This is a genomic window from Luteolibacter arcticus (assembly GCF_025950235.1).
GTDB classification, from domain to species: domain Bacteria; phylum Verrucomicrobiota; class Verrucomicrobiia; order Verrucomicrobiales; family Akkermansiaceae; genus Haloferula; species Haloferula arctica.
In genome coordinates, this window is sequence record NZ_JAPDDT010000008.1 from 135223 (window position 1) to 151260 (window position 16038).

Sequence of the window (16038 nt, forward strand, 5' to 3'; positions counted from 1 at the left end):
TAGAAAGATCGGTGGTTCGACAAAGGTTGCGTGCCCAACAAATTGGCGACGCTTTCCGAATAGGAAGTGCGATCGAGGCCAAAAATTGGGGAAGGAAAAGCGCGCCGCAAGGCGATGAGGGCGGGACGTCATCCGGCTCGGTGCTCGGATCAGGCGGCGAACCTCGTCCTTGAATTTAAGCTGCAGGACCTCGCAGGCGGTTGAAGCGATTGCGTTGCGCTTTCCAAAGGTAGACCGCCCGGTAGATGCAGTCATATGCCAGGCGATGCTTTTCGAGGGAAAAGTCAAAACTGAAAGATCAGGCCGAGATTCGGGCCCTCCATCTTGGTGTCGTAGTCGAATCCGGCCTGATGGTAGTCCACGGACATGATGCGGTACGCCATCGCGAGGGAGGTGTGCTCACTCAGGCGATAGGAGATGCCGGCGATCACCTGCCAGTATTCGTCGGAGGAGACCTCGAAGCCGCCGTAGTCGCCGCGCACCCAGAGGCTCCAGCGATCCGATAGCTGGTGGCGGATTCGCAGGCCGACGAAGGGATCAATCCACTCCTCGGAACCGGAGGCTCCGCGGATGGTGACCGGGAGGTTCGGGGTGAATAGCTGGAGATCCACGTCCATGCTGTTAAGTGCGCCTCCAGCAAGGAGGTCGATGGTGGTGCTCTCACTGCCGTAGATCTCATAGCCCAGGGTGAGGGAGGCGAGGATCTGCTCCTGCTTGAGGCCGATGTAAGAGGAGGCAACCGCTTGGGCTGATCCGGACAGTTTGAGCCAAATGAAGTCGCCGGTGATCGACCAGCGATCATACCTTGCCTCGAAGGCTGCCGTCGCTCCACCGTCGAGTTCCTTGAGAATGTCGCCGAAGGAAAGATCAACTTCCGTGGTAAGCCCGGCGACGCCGATGTCGCCCTCAAGCCCCATCAACGGGGCGTAGATGGCACCCGAGAATTCCCAGCCCGACGACTTGGGAGAGGGCGTGATTGCCGCATACGGGGCGACAGGCTCGCCTGCGTGCGACAGGCTGTTGGTTGCGAAGGCGACGATGGCGTATGTGAGGACGATTCGTGAGGTCATGGGGTAGGCTTGTTTTCGGATTTTCAGCAAATGAGGGGTAATGGCATGGGGAAGCCGGAAACGGAGGTTACGGCATGGCCATGCTCTGGGAACGATTTCGGCCGAAAAGGAGCTTCATCGCGCTTCTTTCTGATGCTCCCGGAGGATTCGCTTCACTTCGACGATGGCCTCGTCGTTCTGGTGCGCGCTGTGGTTGGAGGGGACGATTTTCTGCGAGCGGGCGCCTTTTAGGCTGCTGCTCCAGTAAGGCACGAAGCCGTCGCTCGAAGTCGGAGAATCCCCTTTGCCGCGGTCACCCAGGATGGTGTGAAACGGGATGCCCGGATAGATCGGGATCGGCTTCAGCGCGAGGACGAAGTCGTTGTTCGGCGCGAGGGTATCGACGCTGTCGGGAAAGCGGTCGAGGTGCAGGCCTCCGGCGGCGTGCTTCTCGTATTTCTTTTCCTCAAGTCCCGTGCTGAGCAGCTCGGCGGGAAGCTTCACCAGCTTGGTGCCGAGCCGGCCGACCCAACTGATCGCAAGGTCGGCCCCGTGGTGCGGCGCGGAGATGAAGATGGCGCGGCCGATCTCCGGGCGGTGTTCGAAGATGGTGGAGTCGGTCAGGATGTGTTTGTGCTCCGGCGTGATGTCCATTTTTTCCGGGCGCACCGTGAACATCGCGTCCCAGATTTTCATCTTGCTGTCGGTGACGAGCAGGCGGCTGATGCAGCCGCCCATGCTGTGGCCGATGACGACCATCTTCTGGTTCATCGGGTAGCGCTGTTCCGCGTGGTCCAGCTCGCGGCGCAGGATGGCGGCGGAGTAGGGATAGGGGTAGCCGCTCGGATAGCTGAAAAACCAGAACTGGTAGTTCTTCCGCACCTCCGGGTCGGCGCGCAGGTGATTCATCAGCGGGAACCAGGTGCCGGGCGAGTCCATCAGGCCGTGGACGAAAAGAATGACCGTCTTGTTAGGGTCGAAAGTCTCCAGCCGGGCGACGCGCGTCGTGGCGGCGAACTTGTCGGGATGCAGCAGGCGCGGCAGCTCGAGATCCTTCGGGTGCATTTCTTCCAGCATCATCGCGAGCGGCGCGGTGAAGTCCGCGGCGAGCGGGTAGGTGTGTCGTCCGACGTGGACCGTTTCCTGTTCCAAGGGATCCTCGAAGGCGATCACGGCGCGCGATCCTTCGAAGCGGATGATCGCCGTGGCGCTGTGGAAGAAGTGGGGCGTCGGCGCGTAGTCGCGGGCCTGTTCGGCGGAACCTTTCGCGACAAGCGGCGCGCCGATGCCGTCCTTAATCTCGCGCTCGTCGATGTACTTGCCGCGAAGCTCAAGTTCGTCGGCGGGAATGATTTCGTAGCGGGCCGGATTCCAGTCCTCGCGGGTGTCCCGCTTGCAGGAAAGGGTGCGGGAGCCAGCGCGGACCGGGGCGGTCCATGGCGTCAACTTCTCATCGCGCAAGGTGCCGCAGACGCGGGCGACGGCGAAGTTGTAGTCGCGGCGGGCCTCGGTGTCGGCGGGATTCTGATCGAGCTTCCGCCACGCGTTCTCCGCCGCGCCGAGGTAGCGGTCGAGCGCAGCCTGCGGCTGCGCGGGCTTGGTGTCGAAGCCCGCGCGCCGGGGCTCGATTTCCTTGATGGTGACGTATTCCGCGCAGCCGGCGAGGGCCATCGTGGCGATGAGGGCGAGGTAAAGTTTCATACTTCCCGGTTAGATGATGGGCAGAAGGGCCGTGCGAACGGCGGCGAAAAGAAAAAGGCAGATGGCGAAAGCGAGCGACCAACCCCGCACCCGGGGCTGGTTGAATTTTTCCGCCGTGGCGGCGAACAGAATGACGGTGGCGAGGCTGACGGTATTACCGAGGTAACTGCTGGCGACATGCCCCGCGACACCGGCCTCCGCCTCGGCTTTCACGGCTCCGGCCTGCGCGTCGCGGATCTCCTGCTCGAAACGCGGCGTGTAAAAGCCCGGCACGAAGGGATGCGGCGGTGCCGTCCGGTCTTCGAGCGGGTTGAGCGCGATCCACTTCTCGTAGGCAGGCTTGAGTTCATCCGTGAAACGGTCCGCATAGTAGCTCGCGAGCTTCTCGTTGCCCTCCATCCGCGCGTCGATCACTTCCATGACGAGGCGCATTTGGATCGCTTCGATCTGTCGTGCTTCGTGATGCTGGGCGATGGCCTGGCGTTGCAATTTGTCGGCGTGCGCTTCGAGGCCGCCGCTTTCCCCGCTCCAGCACGAGCTTTGATACGAGCACCAGGCCGTGGCGACCGAGGCGACGGCCATCAGGATGGCACACGAAGGCTCGAACCATGGCCACTTCGGGGTTTCTAGGGGTGCTTCGTCCATGGGGTAGTGGGTCGATTCGCTATCGTGGAGTGGCCGTCTCCTCGGCCTCGATCAATGCCTTGAGATGAATCAGCGGACGCTGGCCCGACTGCGAGACGCCAGCCAGCGGAGTATCAAGTTCGTGGATGACGAAGATGATGCCGCTGACAAAGACGGCGAGCAGCACGCTCTGGGCTTTTCCCCGGTGCTGGGACAGTCCGCCGGAGTAGCCGACCACTCCCGCGGCCGCCACCGCGGTGGCGAAAAGCAGCACCAGGATCGGCTGCGGCACGTTGGTCTCCATCGCAGTGACCCAGCGCCGATGAATCGCAAGCGTGTCACTCAGGGGGCCGATCATTTCCGCCGCTCCCTTCACCTGAGGGTCGCTTTGCACGCCCTGCCTCACCAGCCGGCGCATCCGCGAGTGGAGTTCCTCCGATCGCTCGGCGCGGGCGGAAAACTCGGCATCCGAAGACGCGGCCTTCGGTGAGGTCGCATCGAGGTGGACGTCGATGTAGTCCCGCAGCAGGGCCTTGAATTCCCGGCGTGCCGGATCCGGCAGGAAATCCGAGCGCAGGTTCAGCGCGGCGAGCGTGATGTTGTCATCCATCATCGAAGCGCGCCGCGCCTCGAAGCGCTGGTCGGCCATGTTCAGCGAGAAACCGAGCAGGAGCGCCAGCAGGCCCAGCAACGACGCCTGCACGGCGACGAAATGCCCGCGCCCGCCATCGCTCGGCGCCTGCTTTCGTCCCGCGAGAAAACCCAGCTCACCCGCCAGCAGCATCGTCGCGAACACCGCGAGCAGCACGACAAGAGACGGCCAGCCGTGGACTACGCTCGTGGCGAGGGGTGGCAGTGCTGAGAGGGGCGCAGACATTAGGGAATCCGGAATTTGGTCACCAAGGCTTCAGCGTCACCAGGCCCCAGGCGCTGGACGACGCGGTTGCGCAGTTCGGCGAGCTGCCGAGGAGGTGGAGTGCGGTTCCGTGTTTCATGGTACGGTGGATCTAGTGGAAAGGAAGATGGAGGCCGCTCAGTCGCGCGGCCCGGGCTGGTGAGGTGGGCGGAAGAACATGGCCACGACCCGTTCCCGGCCGACGGCCCGGACCAGCTCGCGGAAGGCGCAGAAGACCAGCAACAGGACAAGCATCCAAAGCTGCACGCCCCAGAAGTGTGGCCAGATGATTTCGTCCAACAGCCGCCGGTTCGCTCCCGCGAAACTGCCGGTCTCACGCCAGAAATGGATGAGGTGCTCGGCATAGCGGATCAGCAGCCAGCCGGCGAAGTAGATGAGGGTCTTCCAGACGACATTGTAGATCAGGGGTTTCGTCGGGAACTGGTTCAGCAGCGCGAAGTGGTCGGTGATCACCACCACCTTGGCAGCAACCAGCGCACCGATGGTCGCGCTCATGAAGACGGCAACGGGAATGCCGTACTGCTTCAGGATGAGCGCGTCGGTGAGGGCGAGCAATTGGAAGGCGACGAAGAAGAACAAGGTGACCGGGATCAACTCATGCAGCTCGTGTTTCAGTTTCTGGGCCAGGGTGCTCATTGGAAAGTTGGAGTCCCGGGATCAGGTTTTATGGCTCTTTCCCTTTCAGAAGCGCTGCGCCGCTGCGTTCGAAGTCCAGCGTCACGCAGAACATCGAAAACAGGATGCCGAAGAGGAGACCTGCTCCGCCTGCAGAGAAGATCACTTGATCGTAACGGACGAAGAAGATGGCGGAGAAGACACCGCCCGTGAAAATGAAGTTGAGGCGTGCCAGGAACATCGAGAGATGGCCGGCGATGACGCGCCGTCGAAGAACAGGCGACGCCTGGTGCCGATAGCGAAGCCAGTAACCGGTCTGGATCAGAACGATGGCGATCGTCGCCCACCATCGGACGCGAGGCTCGATCTGGTTGAAATTGCCCGCGAGCAATTCCCGGTAGAACGGAACCCCCCACAACAGGATGATGCCGGCACCGGAAATTTCGAGCGCCAGCAACATCCCCCGCCACAGGGCGACAATCCATGGTCTGTTGTCCGGTGGGTTCATTTCCTTTGGATCGTATTGTCCCGGCCGTGATCGGTTTGCGCCGGCCGGGTGGCGTTAGGGAATGATTTGAAAGCGGTTTCACAGGCGTCCTCGCAAAATTCATTTGCCCGCAGGCGGGAAGATGGTCTTCCAGTCGTCCTTCATGCTGGCCACGGTCCAACCTTTGGCGGCGGCTTCGTCGAGGCCCTTGTCGAGCGTCCCGATGTGCGACTTGCGATCGTAGGCGAACTCCCGTTCGGCGTCGGTGTGATGGACGTAGAGGCAGAATCGCGCGCCCGGGCCGGCGGCGGTCCACTGGAGCATTTGCAGGTCGCCATCCGAGTTGCCGAAGGCGGCGATCGGCCGACGCCCGATGTGCTGCTGGATGCCGACGGGCTTGCCGTCCTTGTCGTCGATGAAGTCGATCGCCGGCAGCTTGATGAGCACCGGCTTTCCGTCGCGCAATTCGAACTTCAGCTTGCCGCTGCTGCCGATGACCTGCTCGGGCGGGATGCCATAGACCTGCTCGGCGAAGACGCGCATGAACTCGACTCCACCGCCGGAAACGATGAAGGTCTTGAAGTCGTTCGCGCGGAGGTAGGCGAGCAGTTCCAGCATTGGCTGATAGACCATCTCCGTGAGCGGTCGCTTGGTGGCGGGATTCTTCGCGGTGGCGATCCAATCCTTCACGATCTTCTCGAACTCCTCGGTCGTGAGGCCCGAATGGGTGACGCCCACGATCTCCATCAACGCCTTCTCGCCGCCGGCCAATGCCCCCTTGAGGTCACCCTTTAGCAACGACGCGAAGGGTTCCTTGTCTTTCCACTCCGGGTGCTGCGGTGCGAGCACCTTCACGCGGTCGAGCGCGAAGAGGATCTGGAAATACATCGGCTGCTCGGCCCACAGCGTGCCGTCGTTGTCGAAGGTGGCGATACGCTCGGCAGGTGTCACGAAATCGGGCGAGCCTTCCTTGGTCACCTTCTCGACAAAGGCGACGATCGACTGTTTGGCCTTGCCATCATTCCACGACGGGAGCCCGTCCTCGGCGTGCGTGATGGGCGTGGTGAAAGCCAGCGTGCCGACCAACGCGACGGCGAGGAGGAATTGTGTACGGATGGACTTCATGGTCTTCGTAATTTGATCGGAATTTCTGGTTCGCTGGTGAATTCGCGGGCCGCCCCTTCCGAGACAGCCCGCGCGTTTCACGATCGAATCAGGTTCGACTTATTGCTTCACCGATTGCAGCGATTGTAGGGCCTGCTCGACACTGAACGAGGCGCTCTTCTGGCTGGCCGGGAACTCCTTGAACGACTGCAGGAACTGGCCGACCACCGCGATCGATGGCGTCAGCGTCCAAGTCTTCTCACCCCACCATCTGCCGTAGAGCATCGACTCCTTCTGGTAGCGTTCCCACGGATCCTGCCGGAGATTGGTCAGGATCGGGACCGTCGTCTCTTGAACGCCGCGCGCCCTGCGGTGCAGAACTGCTGGGCGTAGGAGTCCGTGAAGAGCATGCCTTCTCTGGCAATGCGATCGATGTTTGGCGTGCTGCCACCCATCATGCCGCGGTGAAAGGCACTGATGTTCCAAGTGCCGACGTCGTCGCCCATGATCATGATGATGTTGGGCTTCTTCTGCTGCGCTTGCGCGGCAGACCCGGCGAGCGCGAGCCCGAGAGCAAGCGAGAGGGTTCTAACAGTGTATGGCGATTTCATGGTGAGGGAGAATTCTGAGGTTGGTGTGTTGCGGGTCCGGTCGTTCATCAGCGTCGACCCGAACGTTCGCGGGATGCGCCGCCTCCACCACCGGAACGCTCGCGGGAGTAAGAGTCGCGGTTGAGCTGAGAGGGAGTGGATTGGCGGTTCGAGTAGCCGCCGCGGGTTGCACCTGACGGGGTCGGCCGCGTCGTCGGTTGGGCGGGCTTGGTGGTCGGTTGGTTCGGGCGGGTGGTCGGCTGAGCGGGCCTTGTCGTGGGCTGGGCGGGCCGGGATTGGGCTCCGGATTTCGATCCGTAGGGCGTGGCCACGGGTGTGTTCGGTGCGTTCTGCCAACCGCCGTTTTCGCGCTTTTGCCAGCCGCCGCCGCTGGAATCCTTCTTGTACATGTTGCCGTCCTTGCCGACATAGACGTCGCCGCTGGCGGTCTTCCCGACCATGGCGTCCGAGCCGTATTTGCGATCGACTCCGACCGCCGCACCGCCCTTCGAGGTCTGGACGCCGGCGACGGTGCCGTAGGCATTCGAGCGATGGCCGGCGCGGGCCCATTCGTCATCGCGGACGACGGCCGAGCGGCCCCAGGAACCATAGGGCGTGGTCGCGCCGACACGGCCCGCAGCGGTATTCGTCCACGGGTTGTAAGCGGCCTTGGCTCCTACGGCACCGTTCGGGCCATAGGCATAGGCACCACGCTTGTAAACTCCGGTGGCAGGATTGTAGGACGCGCCGTAGCCGGCTCCGCCGTAGGGGCCGTAGCAATACGCGCCTTTACGGTAGTAGCCGGTGCCGGGGTGATAGGCGGCACCACAACCATAGCCATACCAGCAAGGATTCGGGTAATAGTGGCCGTGCCAGTAGTTGTTCTCCGCCATCTCATGACCAAGCCACATGCCGAGGCCGAAGACGACGAGCCCGTTCGCCACATAGGAGCCGGAGTAGCCGGCCGTGGTGCCGACCTGAACGGTCGTCGGAGTGGATTCGTAGACGCTGACGTAGGTGACGTTGTGCTTTGGGCTTTCCGGCGGGATCGTATAGATCGGACCGGGCACCTTGTCGCAAACGACCCAGGCGCCGGTGGCGCCAGGAGCCTCGAACCAGACGCCCTGATAGCAGCAGTAGTATTTCTTGGCGACGAGGAAGACGTCGTAGCTGGTGTTGATCGCGAACTCGACGCCTTCGGTGCCGGGGACGGGTTTGAACTGCGGCTCGCCCTCGTAGGACACCTTGATGGTAGTGGTGGCCCGGTCCACCGTGGCGGTCTGCGGGATGGAGGCCAGGATGACGGCTTCGTCGGCCTCGGGGCTGCCTTTCACCGACGCCAGGACACTGGCCTTGGGATGGTCCGAGGGGATCTTTTGGAACTCCTCCGGCAGTGCATCGCTAGCCGCGGTCCACGGTCCTTGCAAGGACGGAGCGGCGAACCAGCGGCCCGCGGTGAGGAAGTAGTAGGTCTTCGCCGAAGGCTCCAGGAACACGTCGCTGGCGGTGTTGGCGACATACATCAGCGAGGTGCCGGAAATCGGGGCGAGCTGGGGTGGTCCCTCGGTCAGGATGATCTCGGCCGGCCGGTTGGAGACGAATACCGTAGTCGCGGCGCCCGCTCCGGGGAGGATGAAAAGCTTGGCCTTCACCTCGGACCAGTTGCCGTCGTCGGGAAGGTTTTTGAAGGAAGCCGGCACCGCGGTGGCGGCGGTCCATGGGCCCTTGAGCAGGTCCTTGGTGGTGAGCCACTGGTTGCCATCCAGCAGGTAGTAGCTGCTTCCGTCGAAAAGGATGTCCCAGTTCGTGTTCACGGCGAACATCAACGAAGGATCATCCGCTTTGACCGGCTGCAATTTCGGCTCGCCGATGAAGACGACGAGCACTGCGGGCGACTCACTGTGGAAGATCGGCGGCGGCTCGAAGCTCACCCCGGTTTCGCCGGTGGCGGCATCGGCCCGGTCAACGGCGGCAGTCACCGAATCCAGCGGCAGCTCCAGCGGACTGTCGGGCTTGAGTACGGAGCGGACGAGTTCCTCGGCCTTGGCCGCAGCGGCGGCATCGAGTTCGGGAAAGCGGAAGCCGCTCACCGTGCGCGTGCCGAGGCGGACACTGCGCAATTCGAAATCGGTGACGGTTTCGGCGTCGATCGTGGCCGCACCAAAGGTAGCGTCGGCAGTTCCCTCGAGCTTCACCGCGATGGCCGCGTTGGCCTTGAGGTGACGATACTCCGCCCATTCAAGGATTTGCGGCATGTAGATGGCGACTTCGGCCCCGCCAATCTTGTAAGTGCGGGGCCAAGCATCCGAGTCGAGGACATCGTCCCCGGCGGCGGTCGCCCAAGGGGCGGAAAGGCTGAGCGTCGCGGCGGCCGCGATCGCATGGATTCGTTTCATGATGTTTCAGGTGTGCCGGGAACCGGCATTGCAGGATCAGCGGCCGGGCTGGATGCGGGTGATCTTGGAGCCTTGGAGTCCGAGGCCGCCCATCAGGCCGCGCTGGTGGAAGAAGAAGGCGTAGGTGCCGGAGTCGATGGTGGTGGTGGACAGCGAGGCGGACTTGCCTTCGTCCACGATGACGAGGGTCGGGCTGCTGCCGACTTCCCACCCGTCCGCGCGGTTGATGTTATCGAAGGCTTCGCGGTCCATGAGAAAGAGCGCGTAGCTGTACTTCTGCACCCCGGCCTGGAGGCCATAGGAAATGCCGCCGGTCTGATAGTAATCGCTGATGCTTCCATCGCTGCGGACGAGTGCGCCATTGCCGCCCATGCCGCCGAGCATGAAGCCGCCCTTGGTGACGTTCGGGAAAACCAGAACGCCCTTGGCACGCGCACCGAGGCTTCGGGCCTTCGGGTTTTGGCGGTAAAGATCTCGCAGGGCCGCGCGAGACTCCGAGGAGATGGTGGAGGCACTGGCATTCGCGGTGGTCGGGCCGGTGGCGCATTGGGTCAGTCCGAGACAGGCGAAGCTGAGGCCGGCGGCGGTGAGAAGGAGGCGGAGTGTAAGTTTCATCTGTCGTTTGTCTGGTTTATAAGTTCCCCACGCATCCGGTGGGCTAGCGGTTTCTAACTGAATAACATCGATCTCTTTCCGAAAGCCCGGGTCATGGGGCCGAGGGCCTCCCGATCAACCCGCGTATGGCCTCAAGCACCTTCTCTCCAGAGTCGCTCTTCTGGAAGTAAGCCCGGCAACCGGCTGCTTCGGCCTCGGCACGCGTGAGCGGACAGTCGTACGCGGTGATGAAGATCACCGGGGTGGTCTCTCCCGACTCCACTAGCTGTCGCTGCAACTCGATACCGGACATGCCGCCGAGTTGGACGTCCAGTATCAGGCAGTCGAATTGCGGATGCTTGGTATCCCCGAGAAAATCTTCCGCCGATAAGTACGTGATCGGCTGGATGCCGGTTGCCCGAAGAAGCCTCGCAAAGGATCGGCAGAGGTTCTCGTCATCATCCACGACGGCAACATAGATAATGGGGTTACGGGTCATCAGGGCAGCAGCGACCCTAGCGACCCGAAAATATCCCCGCTACTGCCCTTAGGGGAAGGTTTGGGGCGAAACGGGAAACGCCTCCGCCTCCTGTGCCAACAGGGTCAATTCCGCGACTGACGGCACGCCGAGCTTGGTCGTGATCGCCGTGCGATGCAATTTCACCGTCCGTTCGTGAATGCCGAGTCGATCGGCGATTTGCTTGTTGAGCTGTCCTCTCACCACATGGCCGAGCACTTCCATTTCCCTTCCGCTGAGCGTGGCGAAGCGCGCTCGCAGCGCTCGCTTCCGGCAGCGGTGGTTGCGTTCCAGGGCATCTCGGGAAAGGGCACGCTTCACCGCTTCCACCAACTCTTCCTTCTCCGCGCGCTTCTCCAGGAAATCTTCCGCGCCCTCGCGCATCGCGCGCACCGTTGAAGGAATATCGCCCGCCCCGGAAAGGAACAAGACCGGCAGCGGGTTGCCCCTCCGTGCCAGTTCGGCTTGAAGACCGAGGCCGTTCATCTCGGGCATGTGCAGATCCGCCACCACGCAGCCGGCCGACTCTTCACCATGAGCCGCCAGGAAATCCGCCGCCGCCGCGAACGTTTTCACGGTAAACCCGCTCGCTCTCAGCAGCCGGGCTGTGGCCCTGAGAAAGGACGCGTCGTCATCGACGACGTGGACTGTCGATTCCGTCGAAGTCATGATTCAGCAGGGTTCACCGCCATCGGCAGCGTGAACCGGAATGTGGCTCCGCCGCCATCATTATTCTCTGCCCACAGTTCACCGCCGTGACCTTCGATGATGGTGCGCGAGATGGGCAGTCCCACGCCCATTCCTTTCTCCTTGGTAGTGAAGAACGGGTCGAAGACATGCGGAAGCTGGTCCACGGGAATCCCGTGTCCGCAGTCGCTCACCGCGATTTCGACCATCCGTTTTTCACGAGCCTGGGCGCGTACCGTCAAACACCGTCCGGGCGGGAGGGCTCCGTTAAGAGCGTCCATCCCGTTGAGAATCAAATTCAGTAGAACCTGTTGTACATGTACCCGGTCCCCACGAACGGCAGGCAGACCCTCCGGCATTTCGACTTCAAGTTTCACATGCCTTGCCGCAGCGTCCACCCGGGTGAGTCGCACAACCTCACCTACAAGCTCCGACAGCTCCAAGGCCTGTGTTTTGAGTGCATGGCGCTTGAGGAGACCACGCATGCGGTCGATCACCGCCCCGGCGCGCTGATCGTCCATCCGGATATCGGCTAGAATGGCGCGGATCTCCTCGAGGTCGGGCGAAGGATTCTTCAAAAAGAGTTCGGCGGCTTCTGCATTTCGCAGGATCGCTCCCAGCGGTTGGTTGATCTCATGTGCCAATGCTGACGCGAGTTGGCCCATCATCGACACGCGACCCGCGTGCGCGATTTCCTGGCGCAGCCGCGCGGCTTCCTGCTGCGAGCGCCGGCGTTCCGTGATCTCCCGGATCACGCCGTGCATGCGGATCGCTGCCCCAGCACTCCCGCATTCCACTCTTCCCACAGCGGTAATCCAGCGCTCGCCCTCCGCACGGTCGGCGAGACGGAATTCACCTTCGTAGGGCTCGCATCGCTCCATCGCCATCCGCACGCCGCGTTCGGTGGCCACCCGTTCATCCGCGGTTACGCGCGCCAGGAGTTCCGGGAAGGTGATGCGCTCCTCAGGAGTAAATCCAAGAATCGCGCGGCAGCGCGGCGTAGCCCAAATCTGGTCGCGGGCCAGCTCCCATACCCAAAGTCCGAGATTCGCCGCCTCAACCGCCAAGCTCATGCGCTGTTCGCTCTCGCGCAACTCATCCGAAATCCGGGCTGCCCGCAAGACATCCCGGCTCAGTTCAAACGCCATCGCGGCGACAATTCCCATGTAAAACACGCACACCAATATCGGCCCTTGTATGATCCCCCAGAACACGAGCATCGAGTGGATCTGGCCTGCCAACACAAAGCACACGATGCTCCCGCCAACCAACAGTGCCTTGCGGCGTTCTCCCCGCCTCCAAACCGTCAGGCCAGCATCCGCGACAAAGACGACAAGAGCCAGCGAAGTCACCTGCCCTACAAGCATCCAAGGATTGGGAATGCCCACGGCACCGGAAACCGGTTCGCCGAGGAACGGGATCTGACGCAGCGCGGTGATCTCCCGATAGTTCATATTCACCCCCGTCAGAAAATTGAGGATGAGCGCCAACGTCCGGCCGGAGCAGACAGTCCAAGCGAGCCATGTCCGCCCGGCATTCATGTAAAGCTTCACGAAGCCGACCAGCGAAACGACGAGCACCCATACCGGCACATGAGTCCACCGAACCGCCGTGGCGAACTGCTCGGGGGTCATCGCATGCATCATCCACATCTCTCCCGCCGCAAAAAACGTCGTCGCCACCGCAGTCAGCGCGAAAAGCAGATTGGCCCAAGCATCCCGACGCCACCACCAAACCAGCCCATGCACTACCGCGAGCGTGAGGCACGAGGCCGCGATCATGGACCAGAGAACCGTGACCCAACTCATCGCCGCAGGAGTATTGGGTTGAAGGACGGCATGAGGACAGCTTTCAAAGGTTAGCCCGCTGCAGTTAGATGACGACTTAATACTCTACCCCTCCGCGACCCGGAAGATCTTACCTGCGGTTGGTCCTGCCGTGGATTCTGTTGGTGAGAAATCGTAGGAATGTTACGAGTGCCGTCGAGTGCAATTACGATCCTCGGCCTGCGCGAATGGAGACTTGAGCTGCTCGAATCCGAGCATCATCGCTTCAGTTGCCAGATAGCCGGTCGTGTTTCGCGAAAGTCGGCCCAAAGGAGCCCCTTTCCCCTCGGCGAGTTGCTCGCCTTCTCGAGAATCGCAAGTGGCCTAGATACCAAAAAGCGGGCGGGAACCGGTCTGAGATCGACCGGTCCCGCCCGCCTGGGTCGATGGAGGTTACGGAGCGAGGCTCACCAGCACGTGCATGAAGCGATGCGTGGCGGCAATCGACGCGACGCTGTCGCGATAGGTGACTGTCTCGGTGCCGTCACCGTTGCTCACTGGAGTTCCGACGAGCACTGCGTCACCCATCCAGGATCCGGGCAGCATGCCATTGGTCTGCGGGGTGTAGGTCAGCTCAGGCGCGGCCAATTGGCGGCGGAAGGTGAGCGTGAGGTAGTTGCTCCCGCCAATGTTTTGAACGGCTCCCACGGGCATTCCAACTTGGCTGGCCGTCTTAGGTGCCAGATTGAAGGCGAACTCCAACAGAATGACGATGCCGTCATTGTCGGGATCCGCGTTGTCGCCTGAGACGCCGATTTGCTCGAGCTCCAAGGCGGTGAACTTCAGCTCACGCTAGGTCTGGTAAGCGGTGATGGCTCCCGGATCGCTAATGCTCACCGTGGTGGCCTGCGTGCTACCGAGGATCGCGCCGCCGAGCAGCGGTTGGCCGAGATTCACAGTGAAGTTCTCGGTGCCTTCAACCAGCGCATCGGTGGTGATCGGGATGGTGATGTTCTTCACCACGCTGTCGCCATCCGCCCATGACAAGGTGCCGCTGGCGGGAGTGAAGTCGTCCACCCCGGCGGTGCCGGCGACGGTCGCGTAGTTCACGCTGAGGGCACCGCTGGAACCGCCGCTGCGGGTCACGCTGATCGAGAGGCTCCCGCCTTCGGTGGTGCTCACCGTCGGGCGGCTGAGCTGCAGGGTGCGGGGCAGGCCGGGAAGACCGCTGATCATGCGGAACAAGGGTTTGTCAACCTGGCCTTGGAAGCTGCCGTAGCCCGTGCCGAGTAAGATTGCCATCCGCTTGCATGGCTAGCGCATTCACGTCCATGCTTGGAGCACCGGCGGCGGCGAAACCGCTGTCCACGACACCGGTAGGGGTGAGCCGGACAAGGCGCGGCCGACTTGCTCCATTGAAGGTCGTGAAGGTTCCTCCGACCACGATCTTGCCGTCCGGCTGGATCAGCACGGTCCGGCATTCCCCGTCGGAAGTCGCGGGGAAGTCCGTGTCGAGCGCGCCGGTATCGGTGAGCCGGGCGAAGCCACCGCGTGCAGTGGCGTTGTAAGCTCCGAAGCCACCCGCAATCAGGATCTTGCCGTCAGGCTGCACCGCGATGCGATCGATCGACGACAAGGTGCTGAAGCTTACTGCATCGGAGGCCCCTTCCACCGGGCCGTTGAAGGACGCGTCAAGTTCGCCAGTTGTTGTTACTCGGCAGATGCTCGCGCCGCCACCGTCGAATTAGTAGCTGCCGCCGGCGAGAAGCTTTCCGTCCGCCTGCAGGGCCAGTGAATCGACGTGCCAACCGCTGGCTTGCGCGAAGTCAGGACCCGTGAAACCGGTGTCCAGGCTGCCGTCCCCATTGAGCCGTGCGACCCGATTGCGGGCGGTGCCGTTCATCGTGGTGAAATTGCCGACGACGAGAATCTTGCCATCCGGCTGCCGGGCCAGGTCAAACACGGTGGTGTCGGTTCCCGCGCCACCGTCAGCGCCGAACGTGGTGTCCACGGTTCCTGCGCTGTTGATGCGGGCGATGCCCACGTGAGTTCGCCCGCCGAGGAGCTCAAAGAATCCGCCCGCGATCAGGATCTTCCCATCCGGCTGCACCAGCGTTCTGGTGAAATCACCGTTGATGAAATCCGCCACGAATGTCGAATCGATGGCGCCGGGATCGACGATATTCACGGTTGCCTCAGGGGCGTCCACGATCACGCTGCCGCCCGTCGGAGCGCTAAGCGTGACGGTGAAATTCTGCGAGCCTTCCGGAGAGCCGTCGGCCACCAGCGGGATGCTGATGATCTTGTCGGCACCATCGCCATCCGCCCAGGTCACATCACCGCTGCTGGTGGCGAAAGTCCTCGGGAGATGTGGCGGTGCCGGGAGCAGTGGACCAATGCACGCTGACCGCGCCGGTGGAATTGTTGCTTCGGCTGATCGTCAGGGCGGCGGTGATGCTGTTGGGCATCTGCCGCGGCCCGCGCCAAGTGCTCACGCTCCTGGGCACGCCGGACGCGAAGACGGGCCCAGCCTGCGACCGCAGCGCCACCGCCGGTTACCAGCAGCAGCATCATGCCGATCTGGAACCACAACGTTTGCCAAAGGAAGGGCTCCACCGTGAAGTGAAGACCGGCTACCGGCTCGGACGATCGCCCGTCCGGATTCGCTGCGCTCACTTCGAAGCGGTAGCGGCCGGGTGGCAGCAGGGAAAAGCGCGCTGATCGCTGCTGCCCGGCTTCGGTCCACATCGTGTCCAGCTCCACCAGCCTGTGGCGGAAGCGCAGTTGTCTCGGCTTTGCGTAGTTGAAAGCCGTGTAGCGGATCTCCAATTCGCGCGGTCCGGGCGGCACAGTTGCGCCCTGTGTGGACTTGCCATCCACCAGCATCTCTTCAATCCGCACCGGGGGGCGGATTCCGCGCGGTCGAAGCGCTTCGGATCGATCTCCACAACACCGCGCGCGGTGGAGAAGAGTAGCGTCCCGCTTTTGCTTT

Annotated in this window: 18 protein-coding genes and 1 pseudogene; all 19 read right to left on the reverse strand. The window is 62.5% G+C overall.

The window, feature by feature from the left end; translation table 11 throughout:
* Positions 1 to 284: 284 nt before the first annotated feature.
* The 19 genes and pseudogenes from OKA05_RS17980 to OKA05_RS18070 all read right to left on the reverse strand — a co-directional run bounded on the left by OKA05_RS17980 (position 285) and on the right by OKA05_RS18070 (position 15947).
* Positions 285 to 1070 carry a hypothetical protein gene (locus tag OKA05_RS17980; protein ID WP_264488565.1) on the reverse strand — a complete coding sequence of 262 codons (786 nt, stop codon included), beginning with the start codon at positions 1068 to 1070 and terminating at the stop codon, positions 285 to 287.
* A 114-nt stretch (positions 1071 to 1184) separates the two neighbouring features.
* On the reverse strand, positions 1185 to 2750 hold the full coding sequence (locus tag OKA05_RS17985; protein ID WP_264488566.1) for an esterase/lipase family protein: 1566 nt from the start codon (positions 2748 to 2750) through the stop codon (positions 1185 to 1187).
* A gap of 9 nt (positions 2751 to 2759) precedes the next feature.
* Entirely contained in the window at positions 2760 to 3395 is a 636-nt protein-coding gene (locus tag OKA05_RS17990) for a hypothetical protein (protein WP_264488567.1), read from the reverse strand.
* A 19-nt stretch (positions 3396 to 3414) separates the two neighbouring features.
* Positions 3415 to 4251, reverse strand: a complete 837-nt coding sequence (locus OKA05_RS17995) for a bestrophin-like domain (RefSeq protein ID WP_264488568.1) — start codon at positions 4249 to 4251, stop codon at positions 3415 to 3417.
* Between the two features lie 156 nt (positions 4252 to 4407).
* Positions 4408 to 4926, reverse strand: a complete 519-nt coding sequence (locus tag OKA05_RS18000) for a hypothetical protein (protein WP_264488569.1) — start codon at positions 4924 to 4926, stop codon at positions 4408 to 4410.
* Between the two features lie 28 nt (positions 4927 to 4954).
* Complete coding sequence (locus OKA05_RS18005; RefSeq protein WP_264488570.1) at positions 4955 to 5413, reverse strand: hypothetical protein; 459 nt, start codon at positions 5411 to 5413, stop codon at positions 4955 to 4957.
* A 99-nt stretch (positions 5414 to 5512) separates the two neighbouring features.
* Positions 5513 to 6517 carry an HAD family hydrolase gene (locus OKA05_RS18010; protein WP_264488571.1) on the reverse strand — a complete coding sequence of 335 codons (1005 nt, stop codon included), beginning with the start codon at positions 6515 to 6517 and terminating at the stop codon, positions 5513 to 5515.
* A 99-nt stretch (positions 6518 to 6616) separates the two neighbouring features.
* Entirely contained in the window at positions 6617 to 6781 is a 165-nt protein-coding gene (locus tag OKA05_RS18015) for a hypothetical protein (RefSeq protein WP_264488572.1), read from the reverse strand.
* 68 nt (positions 6782 to 6849) lie between these two features.
* Positions 6850 to 7107: pseudogene (locus tag OKA05_RS18020) on the reverse strand (sulfatase-like hydrolase/transferase); the annotation flags it as partial.
* Positions 7108 to 7154: 47 nt separating this feature from the next.
* A complete protein-coding gene (locus OKA05_RS18025) occupies positions 7155 to 9482 on the reverse strand; it encodes a hypothetical protein (RefSeq protein ID WP_264488574.1) in 2328 nt (775 codons plus the stop codon).
* 36 nt (positions 9483 to 9518) lie between these two features.
* Positions 9519 to 10097 carry a lipid-binding SYLF domain-containing protein gene (locus tag OKA05_RS18030; RefSeq protein WP_264488575.1) on the reverse strand — a complete coding sequence of 193 codons (579 nt, stop codon included), beginning with the start codon at positions 10095 to 10097 and terminating at the stop codon, positions 9519 to 9521.
* 91 nt (positions 10098 to 10188) lie between these two features.
* Entirely contained in the window at positions 10189 to 10575 is a 387-nt protein-coding gene (locus OKA05_RS18035; protein ID WP_264488576.1) for a response regulator transcription factor, read from the reverse strand.
* Positions 10576 to 10623: 48 nt separating this feature from the next.
* A complete protein-coding gene (locus OKA05_RS18040) occupies positions 10624 to 11262 on the reverse strand; it encodes a response regulator transcription factor (protein WP_264488577.1) in 639 nt (212 codons plus the stop codon).
* Positions 11259 to 13088: a sensor histidine kinase gene (locus tag OKA05_RS18045; RefSeq protein WP_264488578.1), complete on the reverse strand. Its 1830-nt coding sequence runs from the start codon at positions 13086 to 13088 to the stop codon at positions 11259 to 11261. Before OKA05_RS18045 ends, OKA05_RS18040 begins: the two co-directional genes overlap by 4 nt.
* Positions 13089 to 13499: 411 nt before the next feature.
* Positions 13500 to 13877 carry a hypothetical protein gene (locus OKA05_RS18050; protein ID WP_264488579.1) on the reverse strand — a complete coding sequence of 126 codons (378 nt, stop codon included), beginning with the start codon at positions 13875 to 13877 and terminating at the stop codon, positions 13500 to 13502.
* Between the two features lie 21 nt (positions 13878 to 13898).
* Positions 13899 to 14348, reverse strand: a complete 450-nt coding sequence (locus OKA05_RS18055) for a Calx-beta domain-containing protein (RefSeq protein WP_264488580.1) — start codon at positions 14346 to 14348, stop codon at positions 13899 to 13901.
* Positions 14299 to 14682, reverse strand: a complete 384-nt coding sequence (locus OKA05_RS18060) for a delta-60 repeat domain-containing protein (RefSeq protein ID WP_264488581.1) — start codon at positions 14680 to 14682, stop codon at positions 14299 to 14301. The genes OKA05_RS18055 and OKA05_RS18060 overlap by 50 nt, the downstream gene beginning before the upstream one ends.
* A 108-nt stretch (positions 14683 to 14790) precedes the next feature.
* The gene (locus OKA05_RS18065) at positions 14791 to 15381 is read right to left on the reverse strand and encodes a delta-60 repeat domain-containing protein (protein WP_264488582.1); all 591 of its coding nucleotides are present in this window, start codon (positions 15379 to 15381) and stop codon (positions 14791 to 14793) included.
* Entirely contained in the window at positions 15378 to 15947 is a 570-nt protein-coding gene (locus OKA05_RS18070) for a triple tyrosine motif-containing protein (protein ID WP_264488583.1), read from the reverse strand. The genes OKA05_RS18065 and OKA05_RS18070 overlap by 4 nt, the downstream gene beginning before the upstream one ends.
* Positions 15948 to 16038 lie beyond the last annotated feature (91 nt).

What these genes read in the sequence shown, in the direction of transcription:
- OKA05_RS17980 (WP_264488565.1), bottom strand. Translation starts at nt 1,070, where the DNA reads ATGACCTCACGAATCGTCCTCACATACGCCATCGTCGCCTTCGCAACC.
- OKA05_RS17985 (WP_264488566.1), bottom strand. Translation starts at nt 2,750, where the DNA reads ATGAAACTTTACCTCGCCCTCATCGCCACGATGGCCCTCGCCGGCTGC.
- OKA05_RS17990 (WP_264488567.1), bottom strand. Translation starts at nt 3,395, where the DNA reads ATGGACGAAGCACCCCTAGAAACCCCGAAGTGGCCATGGTTCGAGCCT.
- OKA05_RS17995 (WP_264488568.1), bottom strand. Translation starts at nt 4,251, where the DNA reads ATGTCTGCGCCCCTCTCAGCACTGCCACCCCTCGCCACGAGCGTAGTC.
- OKA05_RS18000 (WP_264488569.1), bottom strand. Translation starts at nt 4,926, where the DNA reads ATGAGCACCCTGGCCCAGAAACTGAAACACGAGCTGCATGAGTTGATC.
- OKA05_RS18005 (WP_264488570.1), bottom strand. Translation starts at nt 5,413, where the DNA reads ATGAACCCACCGGACAACAGACCATGGATTGTCGCCCTGTGGCGGGGG.
- OKA05_RS18010 (WP_264488571.1), bottom strand. Translation starts at nt 6,517, where the DNA reads ATGAAGTCCATCCGTACACAATTCCTCCTCGCCGTCGCGTTGGTCGGC.
- OKA05_RS18015 (WP_264488572.1), bottom strand. Translation starts at nt 6,781, where the DNA reads ATGCTCTACGGCAGATGGTGGGGTGAGAAGACTTGGACGCTGACGCCA.
- OKA05_RS18025 (WP_264488574.1), bottom strand. Translation starts at nt 9,482, where the DNA reads ATGAAACGAATCCATGCGATCGCGGCCGCCGCGACGCTCAGCCTTTCC.
- OKA05_RS18030 (WP_264488575.1), bottom strand. Translation starts at nt 10,097, where the DNA reads ATGAAACTTACACTCCGCCTCCTTCTCACCGCCGCCGGCCTCAGCTTC.
- OKA05_RS18035 (WP_264488576.1), bottom strand. Translation starts at nt 10,575, where the DNA reads ATGACCCGTAACCCCATTATCTATGTTGCCGTCGTGGATGATGACGAG.
- OKA05_RS18040 (WP_264488577.1), bottom strand. Translation starts at nt 11,262, where the DNA reads ATGACTTCGACGGAATCGACAGTCCACGTCGTCGATGACGACGCGTCC.
- OKA05_RS18045 (WP_264488578.1), bottom strand. Translation starts at nt 13,088, where the DNA reads ATGAGTTGGGTCACGGTTCTCTGGTCCATGATCGCGGCCTCGTGCCTC.
- OKA05_RS18055 (WP_264488580.1), bottom strand. Translation starts at nt 14,348, where the DNA reads ATGGCAATCTTACTCGGCACGGGCTACGGCAGCTTCCAAGGCCAGGTT.